This window comes from Nostoc sp. TCL26-01 (genome assembly GCF_013393945.1).
Taxonomy (GTDB): Bacteria; Cyanobacteriota; Cyanobacteriia; order Cyanobacteriales; family Nostocaceae; genus Trichormus.
The window spans coordinates 6,061,054-6,079,090 of record NZ_CP040297.1; the positions used below are offsets into that span (position 1 = coordinate 6,061,054).

General features: G+C 41.9%; 16 protein-coding genes. 6 read left to right on the forward strand and 10 right to left on the reverse strand.

The window, feature by feature from the left end:
• Positions 1 to 77 precede the first annotated feature (77 nt).
• Positions 78 to 2,132: a molecular chaperone DnaK gene (dnaK, locus tag FD725_RS26155; RefSeq protein WP_179050833.1), complete on the reverse strand. Its 2,055-nt coding sequence runs from the start codon at positions 2,130 to 2,132 to the stop codon at positions 78 to 80.
• A 359-nt stretch (positions 2,133 to 2,491) separates the two neighbouring features.
• Between dnaK and FD725_RS26160 the strand changes: the two genes are divergently transcribed.
• The 4 genes from FD725_RS26160 (at position 2,492) to FD725_RS26175 (ending at position 6,132) form a co-directional block, all read left to right on the forward strand.
• Positions 2,492 to 3,340, forward strand: coding sequence for a M28 family peptidase (locus FD725_RS26160; RefSeq protein ID WP_179050834.1), 849 nt, complete (start codon positions 2,492 to 2,494; stop codon positions 3,338 to 3,340).
• Positions 3,341 to 3,400: 60 nt separating this feature from the next.
• Positions 3,401 to 3,964 (forward strand): Uma2 family endonuclease, encoded by a 564-nt coding sequence (locus FD725_RS26165; RefSeq protein ID WP_179050835.1) that lies wholly within the window; start codon positions 3,401 to 3,403, stop codon positions 3,962 to 3,964.
• A 315-nt stretch (positions 3,965 to 4,279) separates the two neighbouring features.
• Positions 4,280 to 4,987 (forward strand): 16S rRNA (uracil(1498)-N(3))-methyltransferase, encoded by a 708-nt coding sequence (locus FD725_RS26170; RefSeq protein WP_179050836.1) that lies wholly within the window; start codon positions 4,280 to 4,282, stop codon positions 4,985 to 4,987.
• A 50-nt stretch (positions 4,988 to 5,037) separates the two neighbouring features.
• A complete protein-coding gene (locus FD725_RS26175) occupies positions 5,038 to 6,132 on the forward strand; it encodes a tol-pal system YbgF family protein (protein ID WP_179050837.1) in 1,095 nt (364 codons plus the stop codon).
• Positions 6,133 to 6,286: 154 nt separating this feature from the next.
• On the opposite strand, the gene FD725_RS26180 is transcribed toward FD725_RS26175, so the two are convergent.
• Positions 6,287 to 6,796, reverse strand: a complete 510-nt coding sequence (locus FD725_RS26180; RefSeq protein ID WP_179050838.1) for a hypothetical protein — start codon at positions 6,794 to 6,796, stop codon at positions 6,287 to 6,289.
• Between the two features lie 395 nt (positions 6,797 to 7,191).
• Between FD725_RS26180 and FD725_RS26185 the strand changes: the two genes are divergently transcribed.
• Entirely contained in the window at positions 7,192 to 7,833 is a 642-nt protein-coding gene (locus FD725_RS26185) for a triacylglycerol lipase (protein WP_179050839.1), read from the forward strand.
• A gap of 27 nt (positions 7,834 to 7,860) precedes the next feature.
• Here the strand turns inward: FD725_RS26185 and FD725_RS26190 are convergent, their stop codons facing one another.
• Together FD725_RS26190 and argJ are read right to left on the reverse strand one after the other, a co-directional pair.
• Positions 7,861 to 8,292: a VOC family protein gene (locus tag FD725_RS26190; RefSeq protein WP_179050840.1), complete on the reverse strand. Its 432-nt coding sequence runs from the start codon at positions 8,290 to 8,292 to the stop codon at positions 7,861 to 7,863.
• Between the two features lie 244 nt (positions 8,293 to 8,536).
• A complete protein-coding gene (gene argJ / locus FD725_RS26195) occupies positions 8,537 to 9,700 on the reverse strand; it encodes a bifunctional glutamate N-acetyltransferase/amino-acid acetyltransferase ArgJ (RefSeq protein ID WP_179050841.1) in 1,164 nt (387 codons plus the stop codon).
• 202 nt (positions 9,701 to 9,902) lie between these two features.
• Between argJ and FD725_RS26200 the strand changes: the two genes are divergently transcribed.
• Positions 9,903 to 11,366, forward strand: coding sequence for an AAA family ATPase (locus FD725_RS26200; RefSeq protein WP_179050842.1), 1,464 nt, complete (start codon positions 9,903 to 9,905; stop codon positions 11,364 to 11,366).
• A 106-nt stretch (positions 11,367 to 11,472) separates the two neighbouring features.
• Here the strand turns inward: FD725_RS26200 and FD725_RS26205 are convergent, their stop codons facing one another.
• The 6 genes from FD725_RS26205 to FD725_RS26230 form a co-directional block, all read right to left on the reverse strand.
• Positions 11,473 to 13,290 (reverse strand): ABC transporter ATP-binding protein, encoded by a 1,818-nt coding sequence (locus FD725_RS26205; RefSeq protein ID WP_179050843.1) that lies wholly within the window; start codon positions 13,288 to 13,290, stop codon positions 11,473 to 11,475.
• A 53-nt stretch (positions 13,291 to 13,343) separates the two neighbouring features.
• Complete coding sequence (locus tag FD725_RS26210; protein ID WP_179050844.1) at positions 13,344 to 14,246, reverse strand: serine kinase; 903 nt, start codon at positions 14,244 to 14,246, stop codon at positions 13,344 to 13,346.
• A 464-nt stretch (positions 14,247 to 14,710) separates the two neighbouring features.
• Positions 14,711 to 14,896, reverse strand: a complete 186-nt coding sequence (locus tag FD725_RS26215) for a lasso peptide (protein WP_179050845.1) — start codon at positions 14,894 to 14,896, stop codon at positions 14,711 to 14,713.
• A 125-nt stretch (positions 14,897 to 15,021) separates the two neighbouring features.
• On the reverse strand, positions 15,022 to 17,043 hold the full coding sequence (locus FD725_RS26220) for a lasso peptide isopeptide bond-forming cyclase (RefSeq protein WP_179050846.1): 2,022 nt from the start codon (positions 17,041 to 17,043) through the stop codon (positions 15,022 to 15,024).
• Complete coding sequence (locus FD725_RS26225; RefSeq protein WP_179050847.1) at positions 17,040 to 17,477, reverse strand: lasso peptide biosynthesis B2 protein; 438 nt, start codon at positions 17,475 to 17,477, stop codon at positions 17,040 to 17,042. The genes FD725_RS26220 and FD725_RS26225 overlap by 4 nt, the downstream gene beginning before the upstream one ends.
• Positions 17,474 to 17,770 (reverse strand): PqqD family protein, encoded by a 297-nt coding sequence (locus FD725_RS26230; protein ID WP_179050848.1) that lies wholly within the window; start codon positions 17,768 to 17,770, stop codon positions 17,474 to 17,476. The genes FD725_RS26225 and FD725_RS26230 overlap by 4 nt, the downstream gene beginning before the upstream one ends.
• Positions 17,771 to 18,037: the final 267 nt, after the last annotated feature.

Sequence of the window (18,037 nt, forward strand, 5' to 3'; positions counted from 1 at the left end):
AGTAATGGGTGATATTATTAATCACTAATTATCAATTACCAATGATCAAAATCGTTGCCAAAGTAATAGAGAAAGTACTACAGCCAATCATCATCATCATCCCAATTATCTTGGTAGCTAGGACGGGGTTTACGTGGGGGACGGCTGTCGTAGGATGAACGGCTATCTCGTCCGTAATCTCTGTTATAGTCCCTGTTATTGTATGAATCACGTTCAGGGTAACTATTTCTGGGAAAATCCCGTTCTTTTTCTTTATCTTTATCACCTGTAAAGATGTCTTTAATAGTTGCAAGTAAATCGTCGTCTTCATCCTCAGCATAATACTGACGGACTTCTCGATTTAGTTCATACAGAGCATCTTGCAAGTCAGCGTAGGCTTGGTCAATCCCCCGGTCATCATTTTCTTTGAGACTTTCTCGCAGTTCTCGGCTAATATTATCGATACGTTGGCGACGATTGCGGGCAAACTGCATCCCAAATTCTAAAGCCACTTCTCTGAGTTGGCGTTCTCCTTGCAGAATCAAAGCTTCGGAACGGGTACGTTTTTCAATTCTTTCTTTGCGTTCTCGGTCGATTTCTGCGTATTTTTGGGCATCTTGGATCATCCGGTTAACTTCCCCTTCACTTAAGGTAGAAGCACCTTGAATCGTGATACTCTGTTCTCGCCCAGTAGTTCTATCTAAAGCTGTTACCTGGAGAATCCCGTTAGCATCTATATCAAATGATACCTGGATTTGGGGTATACCTCGTGGGGCTGGGGGAATGCCGTAGAGTTTGAAACGTCCCAGGGACTTATTATCAGTCGCCATTTCCCTCTCACCTTGGACGACATGGATTTCTACGGTATTTTGGTTATTTTCTGATGTCGAGAAAATGTCAGAACGACGCACGGGAATAGTTGTGTTGCGGGGAATGAGTTTTTTCATCACGCCACCGATGGTTTCCAGTCCCAAGGATAAGGGTGTGACATCCAACAGCAGCACATCCTTAAATTCTCCAGCCAGAATCCCGGCTTGAATGGCTGCACCCATCGCTACGACTTCATCAGGGTTGACATTTTCGCTGGGTTCAATGCCAATCATATCCCGCACTAGCTGCTTCACCATTGGCATTCGGGTCGAACCACCAACTAGCACCACTTCCTCAATATCATCTGCCCTTAGTCCCGCATCTTTCAGGGCCCGTTTGACTGGAGTGCGGACACGTCCTAATAAGTCACTACACAAACCTTCAAATTGGGAACGTGTCAGCCGAGTTTCTAAATGCTTGGGGCCGTCTTCGGTGGCGGTGATGAAGGGTAAATTAATATCAGTGATACTGACAGCAGAGAGTTCAATTTTAGCTTTTTCGGCTGCTTCCATCAACCGTTGCAAAGCTTGGCGATCGCGTCTTAAGTCTACACCTTCTGCTTCTAAAAATTGTTCTGCTAACCAATCCACGACTTTTTTATCAAAGTCATTCCCCCCTAGTTGGGTATCACCACTGGTGGCTTTGACTTCAAACACCCCATCGCCTACTTCCAAGATCGATACGTCGAAGGTTCCACCACCCAAGTCAAATACGAGAATGGTTTCCGTATCACCCCGATCTAAACCATAAGCTAAAGATGCTGCTGTTGGTTCATTGAGAATCCGCATCACTTCTAAACCAGCAATTCGGCCAGCATCACGAGTGGCTTGCCTTTGGGAATCGTTAAAATAAGCTGGGACTGTAATCACTGCCCCTGTAACTGGTTCGCCCAAGTAAGTACTGGCATCATCTGCCAACTTTTTCAGCACCATTGCGGAAATTTCTTCTGGGGCAAAGTCCTTATTCAAGCGAGGACAGGCTACTTTAATATTACCGACTTCATCTTTACGGATGGTATAAGGTACGCGCTTCGATTCTGGGCTAAGTTCGCTGTACCTGCGTCCAATAAAGCGTTTAACGGCAAAAAATGTATTTTGAGGGTTGAGGACTGTTTGCCGTCTGGCCATTTGTCCTACTACTCGTTCGCCTTCTTTGCTGAAACCAACTACGGAGGGGGTTGTGCGCATTCCTTCTGCATTGGCAATCACCACCGGCTTGCCACCCTCCATCACGGCGACTACTGAGTTGGTTGTACCCAAGTCGATGCCGACTACCTTGCCCATGCGTTACTCTTCTCCTAGCGTGTCTTTATATCTATATTATGATTGGGCAGAACTACCTCTAGCTTAGTGCTACAGGATAAACTTCATACACTACCAACTAGAGGCTAGAGGTGAGTATTTTTTACCTAACACTCTCCACTCCCCTTTTCCAGCTATAATTTGGAGGAATCATAGCTTAAGGATTTAGTTGCAAGACTAGGATAACATTGCCAATGCTTAGTATGTCCCAGTCGTTGTAAATGTTCTAGCCTGTCTACTGAGCCTCACTATATCTTGAAGTTGGGAAATCCGCCCTCATGTTAGTTGCTTTTTGCTGGCTGCATACATAAAAAATCTGCTGTCATAACTTTTCTAAGCACTTGAATTTAAAAGCAAGATTACACCATCACCTGACAAAAATAGCGCGAGAACGTGATCCCTATCTGGCGACGGCGGGACACTTTTTTGTACGAGAGTACATCCGTCAAGAATTTGCTCAATGGGGAAGTGTGGAAATCCACACCTTTCAGGTAGGTACTGCTAATTTTCAGAATCTCATCCTCAATTTACCTCCCCAAGCTGGCACAAAACCACAGCACCTACCACCAATTTTAATTGGCGCTCACTATGATGCTGTACCAGGAACGTCAGGGGCTGATGATAATGCTACAGGTGTGGCAGTTTTACTGGAATTGGCTCGAAAATTTGCGGCTGAACCAGCCAGATATCCCTTGCGGCTGGTAGCTTTTGATATGGAAGAGTATGGTTTGCTGGGTAGTACTGATTATGCGGCTTGGTTAAAACAACAGCAACAACCTCTACGGTTAATGATGTCGCTGGAAATGCTTGGTTATCGAGACTTTAGCCCTAATTCACAAAGGTATCCATCCCCTTTAGAGCGTTTTTACCCCAACACGGGTGATTTTATTGCTTTAATTGGTAACTTACGCACTATCCCTGATTTAATTGCCATGAGTCGCCATATGCGTCGAGTTGGTGTATCAAGTCAGTGGTTACCAGTACCAAATAGAGGTTTAATTGTTCGCCAAACTAGGCTGAGTGATCATGCACCCTTTTGGGATGCGGGTTATCCAGCCATGATGGTGACAGATACAGCCTTTCTGCGAAATCCTCATTATCACCAAGCCAGTGATGCGATCGCCACCCTTGATTTAGATTTTCTCACAGGTGTGTGTCAAGGCTTGGAAACCAGCATTCGGCACTTTTGACCAGCCGAAAATTGATCGCAGGTATAATAACAGAGATAGCCAGAAACCAGATTTAAAGTCATGCGATCGCCGATTCCCGTTTTCTCGGTTGCCGAATATTTGGAAGCTGAAAGTAAAAGCAAACTCCGTCATGAGTATTTAGGCGGTCAAATTTTTGCCATGACAGGGGGTAGTAAGGCACACAATATCATTACCTTAAATATTGCCAGTCGGTTACGTTCTCAATTGCGGGGAGGGGCCTGTAATGTCTTTATGTCAGATATGAAGGTCAAGTTAAAAGCTACTCATCAAAATCAGACGATATTTTATTATCCTGATGTGATGGTTACTTGTAACTCTGATGATCAAGATAACTATTTTGTCAATTATCCTTGTGTGATTTTTGAAGTATTATCACCCAGTACCGAAGTCAGCGATCGCCGGGAAAAATTGGTTAACTATCAGACTATTAGCAGTTTGCAGGAGTATGTTTTAGTTTCCCAAGATGAGATAAAAGTAGAAGTCTATCGTCAAGATTTACCAGGGAATTGGACACAGGAGATTTTGTCAAGTGAGGATAAATTAATTTTAAATTCTGTCAATTTATCGCTCACAATGACAGATATTTATGAGGATATTTTTTGATTTTATAACGTTTCTCTTTCTACTGAGGTACTAAGCTTAAGCTAAGTATACATCCTCCACACTCCTCTGTCTTGAAAAGTTTCCTACGGCGGGAAACCCGCCTACAGAAATTTTCGCTGCGCTTTCCTCCGCGTCCCTCTGTCTTGAAAAGTTGAGCCACTGCTTTGGACGGGTTTCCCGGCTTATAGCAAGTGGCGTTCCTACGGAGGGAAACCCTCCTACAGAACTTTTCGCTGCGGTTAAAATTATTAACTTTATACCTTACTTACTAAGAAATGTGTAATTCATTTCTACCCCTACAACGCAGAAATATCCATGTCTCAACTACAACGAATAACGATCGCCCCCTCCCAACTCCAGCAAACCCAAATTTTCCTCACACCTCAACAACAACATTACTTAAAACGAGTGTTACGCTTGCGTGAAGGCGATCGCTTTATGGCGATGGATGGTTTGGGTAAATGGTGGCTGGCTAGTCTTAGTGGAGAACAAGCCCAAGTTTTAGAACCATTGCTTGTGGAGACAGAATTACCAGTGGTGATTACCTTAATTATTGCTTTGCCTAAAGGCAGTGGATTTGATGATATTGTCAGGAGTTGTACTGAATTGGGTGTAGCTTGTATTGCTCCCGTGTTGAGCGATCGCACCTTACTAAATCCCAGTCCCCAAAAACTCGAACGTTGGCAACGCATCGCCGCAGAAGCCGCAGAACAATCAGAACGGGCTATTGTCCCAACGATTTTAGAACCTGTATCTTTTACCACTGCGATTAAAACTACTACCAGTACTCACCGTTATATTTGTGAGGCGCGGGGTGAGTATAGCCATCTGCAAAATGCCATCACACAAATCTCCGGGGAAGTGGTAATTGCTACAGGCCCAGAGGGAGGATGGACAGATAGAGAACTTACAGAAGCGATCGCTACGGGATTTCAACCAGTATCTTTAGGTCGTCGCATCCTCAGAGCAGTCACAGCGCCAATAGTAGCATTATCCCTAATTGCCGCAGCTTGTGAAGTATAAATCCAGATATTTTGGGAAAAATATCATTAAAAGTGCATTGAATTGACCTCATGATTGAGCAAGTTGCGATCGCCTTCGAGCGTAAAGATTATCACACAGCCGCTAAGTTACTCAAACAGTTACTCAAGCAATCACCAGAAAATCCTTGGGTGCAACTTTATGTAGGTAGGCTACAGGAAGTATCCCAAAAACGCCGTGAAGCGGAAAAAATATATCGACAGTTGTTATTAAACACACAAAATAACAAAATCATCACCCAAGCACGGCAAGGTTTACGACGGATACAAGAAATTGAGCAAGAAGAGAGACAACGAGCGATCGCTCAAGCCACAGCCGAACCCTGCAATAATGAACTAGGCATACTTATTTTGGAACCTCTGAGTCATCCACTCAAAACCCAAGTAGCGCCCAAATTCGCACAAATCATGCAGCTAGATCCCTACAGTGCCAATATGGTACTTCCGACTCGTTGCTGGAAGTTTTACCAAACTGCCCCGATAGGAGAACTCAAGTTTTATGGTACACAGTTACAACAAGCAGAAATTCCTTGTTTTTGGACAGCTATCAGCACTATTGAACAAATACAAGTATTTCAAGCCCACTATTTTTTAGAATCTCATCCCCAAGCTACCATGATTTGCTCTAATCATGCGAATCAGTTAGGTTCACTAACATTTGATTGGTCAGAAGTTTCTGCTAGGGTGATGGGATTGTTGCCTATTTTTGAAGAAGTTGTTGATGTTGATGTCCGCCGTAAACTAGAACGCAAAACCCAAACCCAAGACTATGCCCAATTTTGTGATTTACATTTACCCGGTAGACGTTGTATTTTGCGGTTACACGATTCTAGTTATCAATTTCAACAAGGTGTAGAGATTGCACCTTTAGCGACTCACAATACTATTAGAATCAATTGGAATAAATTACTAGATTGGATAGAGCAAAAATTACCACAAGTGAAAATTTGGACAGATTTCACACCTTTTGCAGAAACAGTCCTAGAGCAAAAAGAAATGCTGGAACACCTCCAGTCTCATGTTCGCCTATTTCGTAGGGAAAAAACTAACTGGGACCCAGCATTTCATTTATATAGTGGGTTGATCTTTAATAAGGGTGTGGTAACAACGTCATTTCGTAATTCGTAATGACGCTCGTTCGCTCTTAGCGTCTCCCCTTGGGAGAAGACTCGCCAACGCTACGCTAACGTAATTTGTAATACCTTACGGTAAGGCTTTCGCATACGTAATTACGTTTTTGGAAGGGTTTGAGACATTTTTAACCACGCTGTACTAGCAAAACTTAGCCAGGAGTTTTGACTTGACGTGCCATATCTAAAAATGTACTCATATTTGCACCGGGAAGGCGACGACCATTAGAACCAGAAGCTGAAGGTGCTAAGTATTTCGGGGCAAATGTAGTTTCAGTTGGTGTGACTGGTTGAGCTTTTGCTACAGGTGCGGCTACGGGTTCAGCTGGTGCAGCAGTTTTACCATTCTCGCTCTTCTTAGGTGCTTTAGCTTTAGCTTTAGCTTTAGCTTTAGTTTTAGCTGGTGCTGGTGCTGGTTCTGCGCTGGTTTCTGCGACTACTGGGGCTGGAGTGGGTTCTTTAACAGGTGGTGCTTCTACTGGTGCTGCAACTTTTGTACCATTAGATGCAGCTGGCACAACTGGTTTTGTCTGAGTAGAATCTTCCTTCAGTTCCAAATAGTAGCCGTTGCTTTTCTTTTTAGGTAATAAGCCACTGATAAAACCGACTAATCCAGTCACGAAACTCACAATCCCGCCAATTAACTTTTTGATAAAATCCATTAGAATTGCTCCTGATCTTTATATTTTGTAATTTGTGCGTAATGTTAAAAATTACGTCGAAATACTACGATTTTTAACTATCAGCTATCTAGTAACAAACCTTGTCGGTTTGTGCTTAACCCAAGTTCACATAAGGGATAAGCATTCTCAGCTATTACTTGCAGATACTCACAAACTGTAAATCCCAAGAATTAATTATTAAATTTTATCCCAACTTAAGGCAAGATTCTGAAAGGTTGCTTAACAAAATTTAACATCATTTTATTCTATAGGTATCTATTAGCACTAAAAATGATTAGGATTTCAACCAGTGGCAAGAGTGTCATAATCTGCGCGCTGGTAGCAATCAGACTCAGTTACATTTTCTACAGACTTGATATATTTCATCTGAAAAAATGAAAACTCGAAATCAGCAGCGCAATCCAGTGTTGTTAGTGCATGGCATCAGTGATACGGAAGCCGTATTTGCGAAAATGGCAGATCATTTGAGACAACTAGATTGGCCTGTATATGCAGTAGACTTAATACCTAATAACGGGGAAGTTGGGCTGGATGTTTTAGCCGGGCAGGTAGCTGATTATGTTGCTAAAACCTTTGCCCCAGAGCAACCCATAGATTTATTAGGCTTTAGTATGGGGGGAATCGTCAGCCGTTACTACGTTCAACGGTTGGGCGGAATTAGTCGTGTACAAAGGTTTTTGACAATTTCTTCACCCCATAACGGCACAGTAGTTGCTTATGCTTCCCAGAATCCTGGGTGTGTGCAAATGCGTCCTAACAGTCCATTTCTGCAAGATTTGAATGCTGATGTGCAAATGTTACAGCAGTTAAATTTTACGTCTATGTGGACACCTTACGATTTAATGATTATCCCCACTAATAGTTCTAAGATGCCCATAGGTAAAGAAATTATTATTCCTGTAGCCTTACATTCGTGGATGTTGACAGATGCCAGAAGTTTAGCGGCTGTAGCCAAAACTTTGGCAGAACCAATTAACAGTGAACAGTCATCAGTCAACAGTTATCAGTCAAGATAATTGAATCAGCGTTAACTGATAACTGATTTAATTCCTATCACCAATTTGAGTATAGTCATAACTGCCAAAAATTGCCTCTGGGTGGCGATAATACTTAAATTCCATCAAGTTATAAAATGGATCTTCCAAAAAGAAAGTCCGATGCTCTAAAGGAGAAGCAACAAAGCGGTCTTTAGGTGTCTCTCGAAATAGTAACTGTTTTTGTTTAGCTCTTTCTACTAGTTTTTCCCAGTCTTGTTCTTGGGTAAAAATTAAGCCAAAGTGCCTGGGATATATGGTGCGTTGTGGTGTCAATGGTTCCTTAGTAAGATGAGCTACCAATTGATGACCATAAAGATTGAGAATTATTGCTTGAGGATTTTCTCGACCAGGGGTGCAACCTAAGCCATCAATATAATAAGTCTTTGTCTTGGCAATATCAGTTACAGGGAAAGCGAGATGAAATAAAGTTTGGTTCATATAGAAATCCGATTTGATTACTGAAATGATTTGTGTAGGTAGGCAATAGGCAATAGGCAATAGGCAATAGGTAAGAAATTTCTCGACTTGTACTGATTTTTTTGTGTAAGCACAGGCTATGCCAACAAAAATCAAATATTAGTCCTATAAGTGGGATGGGGGAATATTACCAGTGTCCATCATTCAGGGAAGATAATTGTTTTTGGGTTTAGAAAATTCAGAGAAGATTGAGCAACCCCATGTTTTAAGTTGAATACTTGCCGTTGATTTCCACATAACCTTCTGTGAGATCACAACCCCATACAGTTGCAGCAGCTTCTCCCACATTTAAGCTAACATGAATATCTACTTTCTCTTGAGACATAATTTGTTTTAACTTGTCCAAACTTTCAGCTTGGAAGGTATTGGGATAAACTTGCACGTCAGCAAACCTAATCACAACTTTGTCTTGATTAATTTCCCGTTCATCTTCACATTTACCGATCGCCATTGCTACCCGTCCCCAGTTGGGATCTGCACCGTAGATGGCAGTTTTTACCAATGGTGAATTAACGATCGCTTTCGCAACACGTTTGGCTTGCTGATAATTAGCGGCTGAGTCTACCGTCACCTCAATGACTTTAGTTGCCCCTTCACCATCACGGGCAATTTTTAATACTAACTCGTGAGCAATTTCTTCTAAGGCTGTGGCAAACTCTGTTTCCGAAACCTCACCAGCTAAACCATTTGCCAAAATCACAGCGCTGTCACTTGTAGAAGTATCAGTATCTATACTTAAACAGTTAAACGTTTTATCAACAGTAGAGCGAAAAAGCGATCGCAGTGTTTCTGGGGCAATTGCTGCGTCTGTGAAAAAGAAAGCTAACATTGTTGCCATATTTGGCTCAATCATCCCCACACCCTTGGCAATACCGACCAGCTTGGCATGACCAATTTGCCTAGCGGCTAGCTTGGGTATGGTGTCGGTGGTCATGATACCACGGGCTGCCAAATCAAAATTAGCAGGAGTCAATTTCTGCCCCATACCTGATAAGCCAGCACGGATTTTTTCTATAGGATAGCGTCTACCAATTACCCCTGTAGAGGCGATCGCTAGATTATCGGCAGAAATTCCGGTTTCTTCAGCAATAATTTGTATAATCTCTTGGGCATCAGCTATGCCAACAGCACCATTAGCCACGTTGGCATTTTTGGAAATGACAATCACACCTTGCGCTTGAGAATTTTGGAGATTTTGACGGCTAATTGTCACACTAGGGCCAGCAAATAGACTTTGAGTAAATACGCCATCTGCGACACAGGGAACATCAGACTTGATTAATACAAAATCTTCCGTAGTATCGCGTATACCCAAATTAGCGATAAATGTACTAAACCCTTGAGGTGTGGAAGATGCAGTTAGTGACATTTTGATCAATGAGGAGTACTGAGTCAATAATATCAGTCCCATCCTCAACCCCAGTATCCAGTGCCGAAAAATTTTCCTACAGAGGCTCAAGTGCTTGTGACAAACAATTTACCGGGTTTTTAGTAGCCGATAAATCAAATTTTGCGTGCTTAGAATGAGATAGCTAGCAGCTGATTCTACATACGAGCCATAGAGGAACGCAATGCTAATTTTTGAGGAACACTTTCAAGACAATCGCTGTAGCTGGGTAACAAGGGATAGCGCCGAGTGCAGCCTGGAATTGGAAGTGAGTCATTATTTATTTGATCATAAACGTGCAGGTGATACATATTGGCTATCGTGGAACGCCGCCGAGTTTTTCTATGACAGAACGGAATTTCATATTCATATAGTGTTAGAAAAGGCTGCTGGTGTTGAAGATCATGGTTATGGTTTTGTCTGGGGACTCTCAGATGTTAGCAATTTCTTTGAGTTTGTCATCTCTGGCAATGGTTACTATCGCATCACTGAAGTGAAAGATGGTAGCTTCATTAATTACACAGATTGGAAACGTTGCGATCGCATTCATCGCAGCAATGCAGTTAATTTATTAGAAATCGACCGTGTGGGGAATTGGGTAGAGTTTTATATCAACAGCACATTAGTAGACAAGTTCCCGGCTGATAAGTTAATGGATGTACCAGGGCAAAATTTTGGTTTTGTCATCCACGACAAGATTAAAATGAAGGTTCATAGCCTGATTGTCAGCGCTCCTGATACAGAAAAAGAACCTGTTGATACTAATCATCATGCTCAAGAAATAAAACCGGAAACCAAAGCTTCTTTTTTAGAACATGATCCACCTGAAGATGATACCCTAGAAGCCGTGTTTGCTGATTTAAAAGCTTTAGTTGGGCATGATCAAACCAAGCATCAACTGTTTTCCTTAGCCAACTTCCTGAAAGTCCAAACCGAACGCCAACAACGCGGGTTAAAAACGGTAGAAACTTCTCTACACTTGATGTTATACGGGCCGCCAGGAACAGGTAAAACAACTATTGCTAGGTTAGTAGGAAGATTATATAAACAATTGGGATTTTTACCTCGTGGACACGTTGTCGAAACCGATCGCGCTGGGATTATTGGTGGTTATATCGGACAAACTGCCCTCCGGGCGGAAAGTGCTGTTCAGCAAGCCCTAAGCGGTGTATTATTCATTGACGAAGCCCATGCCCTAGCCCCAGAAAATACCCCCAATGACTTTGGTAAAGAGGCATTGCAGATATTAATCAAACGCATGGAAGATTACCGCGATCGCTTGGCGATCGTTGTGGCTGGTTATACTGATGAGATGGATCGTTTATTAGAGTTAAATCCTGGGTTTAAATCCCGTTTAAACAGGTTATTTTATTTAGATCATTACACTCCTAATGAGTTATTGTTAATCTTCAAAAAATTCTGTCATGATAATGGTTACATCTTAGATCCATCAGCTGTCATAGTTCTCCAAGCTACTTTTGAAGTCGCCTATGCCAAACGAGACAAAAGTTTTGGTAACGGACGTTTTGCTAGAGCATTATTTGAACGCAGCATTGAACAACAAGCCAACCGCATTGTGGCTTATCTACAAGAGTTAGATGATTACCAAATCAATCTAATTGTTGCCGAAGATTTATCTTTTATGTAGGGATGGGAGACTTGTGACGCTGAGAGGATGTTTGAAAAGTCTGTTTCTTTGTCATGTTGAATGCAGCGTAGCGGAATGAAACATCTCGGTATGTGCCACAAGAGAATTACCGATACTGTTGTGCTTGAGTTTCAAACAGATAAGCATAGGTTCCACCCATCGCTATTAACTCATCATGAGTGCCATTTTCCACAATTGTACCGTTAGACATGACATAAATGCGATCGGCCATTTTCACTGTAGATAGGCGATGACTAATTAAAATAGCAGCTTGGTCTTTAATTAATTGACGGAACTTTTCAAACACTTCGTATTCCGCTTTTGGGTCCATTGCGCTAGTAGGTTCATCTAAGACAATTAACTGTGATTCTCGCAAAAATGCCCGTGCTAAAGCGATTTTTTGCCATTGTCCAATACTCAGTTCTTCACCTTGGTCAAATAACTTACCCAGGATAGTATCATACCCCTTGGGTAAGTGAGAAATCACATCATCTGCTCCAGAACGTCGAGCTGCTGCAATGATACTTTCTCGTTGTGGTGGTAAATCTATATTGGCTAACCAAATATTTTCTTGGGCTGTGAAATGATATTTAGCATAGTCTTGAAAAATGACACTAATTTCTCGACGCAATTCTGCTGTTTTAAACTCTTTCAGGTCAATGCCATCAATAGTAATGCTTCCCGATGTAGGGTCATATAATCGACATAAGAGTTTAATTAAAGTAGTTTTCCCAGAACCATTTTCTCCGACTAATGCTACTACTTCCCCTCTGCCAATTCGCAAATTGATATCTTTTAATGCTTGGCGAGTAGTAGTTGAATATTGGAAACTCACATTGTCAAACACAATGCCAGTTTGCATCGGTCGGGGAATAGGTACAGGATATAATGGTTCAATTAACTTGGGTTTCAGGTCAAGAAATTCGTAGAGGTTACTTAAGAAAAGATTGTCTTCGTAAAGGGCAGAAATACTAGCTAATAAACTTTTAATATCGTTTTGTCCACGTTGCAAGGCTTGGTAATAGAGGACTAAATCACCCAGGCGCAAAACTCCGTGAATAGCTTGATAGATTATATAAGCATAGATAGCAAAGATAATAATCCCAGCGATCGCCTCTGCTGCTAAATTTGCCACAGCCCGGTTGGCGAGAACGCGAAACTTTTCTTGATATAGCTGCTGACGAATACGCAGATACCATTGACTAAAATAAGTACCAATATCAAATAAGCGGATTTCTTTGGCATATTGATCTGATGTCAGCATCCACGCCAGATACATAGCTTGGCGTTCTGGTGGTGTCCATTGACGCTGCCAATTATACATAATCCGACTGTACTTAATCCTGACTAACAGTGCAGGTAAGGCAGCGATAAATAATATGCCAATGATGCCCCAATGCAAGGACAACAGCAACCCCACCATCGCTATCAACGAAACACTACTTTGTCCCACCTGGGCCAAGCGATTGAGAATTTGCGGTGGTCGGTAGGGTGCTTCTTGTTGCGCTCGTTGTAAGGTATCGTAGTACAGAGGGTTTTCGTAATACTCTAAGTCAGAAGCAATGGATTTAGCATTAATAATTCCCTGCATATAGTCAGTCACCCGTTGAGAATGGGCATTGATGACTAAATCTGTCAAGGAGTTACAAATATTAATTAATAAGGTGACTGCACCAGCTAATAAAATCCAAGGAATCACTGAATTAAACGCAGCAACTTTATCAGCTATGCTAAAGTTAGCCACCACTGTATCGATGATCAGTTTAGTCAGATAAATTGCCAATACGGGCAGTATACCTTGAATGAACAGCAGGACTACACGAGCGATCGTCCAGTTGGGGCTACTTTGCCAAACTAGGCGTAATGCAGGCAAAAGACGTAATGTGTTTCGCAGCTTGTCTTGAAAGATTTTGCCTAGTTGCATAGTTAAAATGGCGATCGCAATATTATAGAAACATCTGGGATATCTAAAATGAATTAAAGCGAAACAGAAGATAAGTTATCTATAGAGGATGAATTACCAGCAAGATCATCCTCCACTAACTTGACTAAATCCGGTAACGCTGCTAAAGAACGTTGTCTTCGCAAACTCAAAATCGGGATTTGTCTCACCAGCTGAGTACACTGGATAAAATGTGCTTTCAAAAACTCTGGTGCAGTCAAAGCTTGCATTTCTCTAGAATGTTTCACCAACTCCCCAAAACTTTGTTTCAGTTCTAGCGGGACAATTTCCGGGTGAGTTCCCCCAGCTAGTACATAAATTCGCTTCAGAGGTACAGGCTGTTGGCAAAAACCATCTTGCAATCTGTGGACACGTTTAATTGTCTGAGAATTCAGTAGAGGTAAACTATCAGCTGCATGACCAAAAGAAGCAACTGCATCTGGCCACAACTTAATCTGGGGAAATCCCGGAATTACCAACGGCTGTTGCTCACCTATTTGCAAAGCCAAAACATCATCTGTCAAAATACTATAATCATGACTATGAAAACACTCAGCCAGAGTTGACTTACCCCAGCCTGATTCACCCATAAAGGCTACAGCACTACCATCAATCACCACACTACTAGCATGAAGTACCAGCAACCCTCGTTGTCTCAGCAAGATACAGATAATCGCACCTAAAAGGAAAGTCCGAATCATCGCCTCATCAACTCCTGGATTTGGGTCAAGAATAATCTCTTTTCCTCCTTTCACCAAGAGATTTCCCCACCCTTCAATACTTGCTAATAAATAGTCTCCAGCATTATTCTGCTTTCGGTCTGTCTCAGTTAGCTTACCAAAACGGATCACAACATCTGCTGGTTTGTCACTAGGAATAAGTTCAGGTAGTGCTAACTCTGAATGAATACTTAAATTGTAAGCTGTATAAACGTACATTTTTAACTTACTGAATAATCGCCTTTAAATGAAATACTAATAGGGCTTACACAAGTTTCTTTGACTAGTTCTGTCAAGGTAAGTCATAAAATTCTTAACTCTGGTGAAAAGTTCCTTTGTGTCTCTGTGGTTCAACAAATTATGAAAATAATTTTTGTTGAGAATCATGAGTATTTATTATCATAATCTTGTCATTCATAAAAATGACGTGTTAAAAGAGTAAGGAACAGCATCAGAGAAGCTTTCCCCTGATGCTTAAACAAAGTCAAAAATACCTAGTGGTCTTGAAGTTTTCCGAGTCTAGGGCGCTTGATAATCGAAGCACTAGATACCGTAATTGCACAAGACTACTATTTTTATCTAGCCCATATTCGAGATGAAATTGTAAAAGTCAAGAATTTCATCTCATGGGTTGACTAGAGTTTTTGTGTAATCCGGTAATATCCTGGACTAAAATTTAGTCCCTATGGACGAGGTGCAATAATCACAATACCGTCCTTAGAACCGCTTTGGTTAATCAATTCGCCAGGAAAAGTTTGACCAGCTGCGTTTTGGAAGAAGTCTTTAGCGCCAGGAGTACCAAAAGCATTGGTGATATCTTCTACGTTACCGTGGATTACTAATTGGGGAGCGCTGTAAGCTTTTTTCATGTTTTTTGTTTCCTTGTTGTTAGTTTTGTATTGGTTATTTGACTTAATCATGTAACATCTAGGATGGTGTTCACCAATTAAGTCCAGGTAGGAGCAGGCCCTGAAAGCACGGCCCCTAGTCCGACTTATGGCGTTAACCCCGTGGAACGTAGCCAAAGAGCTAGTGTTGCAGCTTTCCAAACGTTTATGGTGTCATCGTTGGTTGTTTCTCCTGCTGATACAAGTCTGTGATGGGATTTTTGTAGAGTTTGAAAATCCACAAATTCTTGAATGGGACTTTGATGATTAACAACTACTTCATCCACCAATTCCCGATCAAAGTGTAAAAGTCCCCGGAGGAAATTCGGTGTCATATCTGTTTTACCTCCTCGCCACTGCACTTTCTTTGGCAGAATCCCATTCATTCCTCTACGCATCACCATCCGAGACCATCCTTGATTCAGCTTTTGCTCAGGTGGTAAGGATAAGCAAAATTCAATCATGCGTTTATCCATAAAAGGATGACGCGATTCCAGAGAAAATGCGGCGGAAGAATGGTCTACAAGATCAAGTGTGAGAGCGAATAGAGCCGAGGTGAATGTATTGTATTGATATTCTCTCACTGTCATGGGTGAAGTTGGCAGTTGTTTTGGTGACTTGGTAAGTTCGTTCCATCCCATTCGTTGTGCAAAGCTGGAGTTTATCAAGGGGTGAACATTGCCCTTTGAGTCATTACCACCACGCAGCGCTTGCCAAGTTCTACGTACAGACTGGGGAACCAAAGATTTAAGACCTTGGGATAAAAATATCTGTCGCCGGGAAATCTGCAAATGCTGACTCATTTGATTGGTAGTTTGAGCAAAGGTGAGCCATTTTCCTTGATGAGTGAGTTCCTGGAGGTAGGAAAGACCATATTCATGGAAAATAGCTGTGAGTGAGGTATCAAAGTGTTGGGATACTGCTTGAGCTTCTGTAATAAAAGTACTCCACTTCCCTTGACGCGCCAACTCACTAAAGTATTGAGCGCCATGTCCGACAGTAGTATCTCCATCAAACCCATCTAATGAAATCCTGATATCTGCTTGTTGAGTTGCCCGATTTAAACCCCAGGTGAGAAAATGACTGGGGCCAATGAACGGTTCATCGATGGATTGGAAAAAATGTTGCCATTCAGATAATGCACCTGATTGATCAGCAGATATATAGTGAGGAATCAAACCACCTTGTTCAACAACGGCATGAATGAAAGGACGCTCATCACACTCTGGCACATCTGCAAAAATACTAGAGAAAGTGTTAAGCAGCCAACCTTTTTCTTGTTGTAAAATATCTCGTGCTACACAGGTGACAGAAGAAGAGTCTAACCCGCCACTGAGGTGAGAACTCACAGGAAAAGCGCTACGCAGACGACAACGCACTGATTCTGTAAAAACTTCTCGAAACGCCTCTGCATATTCTTCATCAGACTTGAGCCTTAACTCATCGGGAATTGCCAACGACCAGTATGAGTTTAAACGCAATCCCTGAGATGCACTCACGATGAGTGTATGCCCTGGTGGCAGACGAAATATGTTTTTATAGAAGGTAATTGATTTATCTTCAATGAATGGATCTAGGTAGTCAGCGATCGCTACTTCATTTAAACGCCGTGGTACTTCCGGTAAAGAGGCGATCGCTTTAATCTCCGACCCAAAACAAAAGTTCTTTCTTGGCTGATAATAATAATAAAAAGGTTTGATCCCAAAATGATCTCTAGCACAAAATATTTGCTGTCTTGGCTGATCCCAAATCGCCAAGGCAAAATCACCCAAGAGATATTTGGGGCATTGCTCTCCCCATTTTTCGTAAGCCGCTAATACTAGTTGAGTATCTGTAATTTTCTCAGTTATCCAGCCTGCCAACTCTAACGCAGAGATTAATTCCTCTCGGTTGTCAAGCCGTAGGTCAGCTACAAGCACAAAACTACCAGTTTTGTCAACTAATGGTTGCTGTTCTAGCAACGACTCAGGCGTAGTCCATAGCATTCGATGACCGAAGCCCACAGCCGCATCAAGCCATATGTCAAATCCATCCGGCCCCCGATGAGCCAGAACATCTAACATATGCTTCAGCTTGTAGCTTTCTACTGGTTGTCCGTCTAGATGGTAGACACCAACAATACCACTCATAGTCCGTTCCTCGGCAAAGATGGTAATGGTGTATATGAAGAGAGGTTGGTTAACTGGCCAATCACCACTTGCCCTTGACTCTCAATCCAAGCATGGGCTTGAAATTGCCCTTCCTCAGACTTTGTCACACCAATCCGTAATTCTGGTGTATACCCGCGTCTAGCCATCAGAATTTGACAAGTCAAGGCCCGCGCTAGACACTTTGCACCACCAGGAATGTATTTAGTACTCACATCAACAGCCCAAATAATCATATTGATAGGAATTTGAGCTAGTCTGGCGTTTGGTTTGCTGATCTGATCGACAAGTCGTTTTAAAATGCGAAAAGGTAATATTCGCAATCCTATATTTACTAACCCCAACAAAGTAAAAGCACTAATCAACAGCTGACGCTCTTGATCATTGAACCGGAACAATTTGCACAGCAACTTCATTGGTTTGTAATTTTGATGAGTTCCTTAGCTGCTAAGTCCTGCAACAGCACAAGTAAGTCACGATTACAAGTTTCTGCTTCTACATCGTATTCCGCTAACAATGCTGTCTGTATTTCTTGAGTCGTCTTTGGCGTTTGGATTAAGTTCCAGACACTAGCACCTACTTGATTAAGCCCATAATAAACTCCTGATTTAATATCAAGAATTACCGCCTCTCCTTGTAGTTCTGAGTAGACTTGGTCTTTACTCGCCACTATCCTGGAATGCTCAGATGTGATTAACTGTGCTGACATTTTTATTCCAGTGAAATTACTTATTACTTTCTTGCTTTATCTCTCGATAATATATAACACCTACTGGGAATTACTGCTACACCTATGTAATCTCTTTACTCATTGTTTTCAATTATGCCTAGCTTTATAAAGTCTTTGTAAAGAAAAGCAAACAGAGTGGGGGAGTGCTGAGTGCTGAGTGGGGGAATGGGGGAGTGAATAATTTGACTATTGACCAATGACTATTGACTATTGACTAATAACTATTGATTAAGATCAGAAGCATCT

Bases quoted from the DNA above. Each gene is read 5' to 3' on its own strand.
- FD725_RS26220 (WP_179050846.1), bottom strand. From the start codon at position 17,043: ATGAGTGGTATTGTTGGTGTCTACCATCTAGACGGACAACCAGTAGAA.
- FD725_RS26170 (WP_179050836.1), top strand. From the start codon at position 4,280: ATGTCTCAACTACAACGAATAACGATCGCCCCCTCCCAACTCCAGCAA.
- FD725_RS26210 (WP_179050844.1), bottom strand. From the start codon at position 14,246: ATGTACGTTTATACAGCTTACAATTTAAGTATTCATTCAGAGTTAGCA.
- FD725_RS26165 (WP_179050835.1), top strand. From the start codon at position 3,401: ATGCGATCGCCGATTCCCGTTTTCTCGGTTGCCGAATATTTGGAAGCT.
- dnaK (WP_179050833.1), bottom strand. From the start codon at position 2,132: ATGGGCAAGGTAGTCGGCATCGACTTGGGTACAACCAACTCAGTAGTC.
- FD725_RS26215 (WP_179050845.1), bottom strand. From the start codon at position 14,896: ATGAAAAAAGCTTACAGCGCTCCCCAATTAGTAATCCACGGTAACGTA.
- FD725_RS26205 (WP_179050843.1), bottom strand. From the start codon at position 13,290: ATGCAACTAGGCAAAATCTTTCAAGACAAGCTGCGAAACACATTACGT.
- FD725_RS26190 (WP_179050840.1), bottom strand. From the start codon at position 8,292: ATGAACCAAACTTTATTTCATCTCGCTTTCCCTGTAACTGATATTGCC.
- FD725_RS26175 (WP_179050837.1), top strand. From the start codon at position 5,038: ATGATTGAGCAAGTTGCGATCGCCTTCGAGCGTAAAGATTATCACACA.
- FD725_RS26200 (WP_179050842.1), top strand. From the start codon at position 9,903: ATGCTAATTTTTGAGGAACACTTTCAAGACAATCGCTGTAGCTGGGTA.
- FD725_RS26185 (WP_179050839.1), top strand. From the start codon at position 7,192: ATGAAAACTCGAAATCAGCAGCGCAATCCAGTGTTGTTAGTGCATGGC.
- FD725_RS26225 (WP_179050847.1), bottom strand. From the start codon at position 17,477: ATGAAGTTGCTGTGCAAATTGTTCCGGTTCAATGATCAAGAGCGTCAG.
- FD725_RS26180 (WP_179050838.1), bottom strand. From the start codon at position 6,796: ATGGATTTTATCAAAAAGTTAATTGGCGGGATTGTGAGTTTCGTGACT.
- argJ (WP_179050841.1), bottom strand. From the start codon at position 9,700: ATGTCACTAACTGCATCTTCCACACCTCAAGGGTTTAGTACATTTATC.
- FD725_RS26230 (WP_179050848.1), bottom strand. From the start codon at position 17,770: ATGTCAGCACAGTTAATCACATCTGAGCATTCCAGGATAGTGGCGAGT.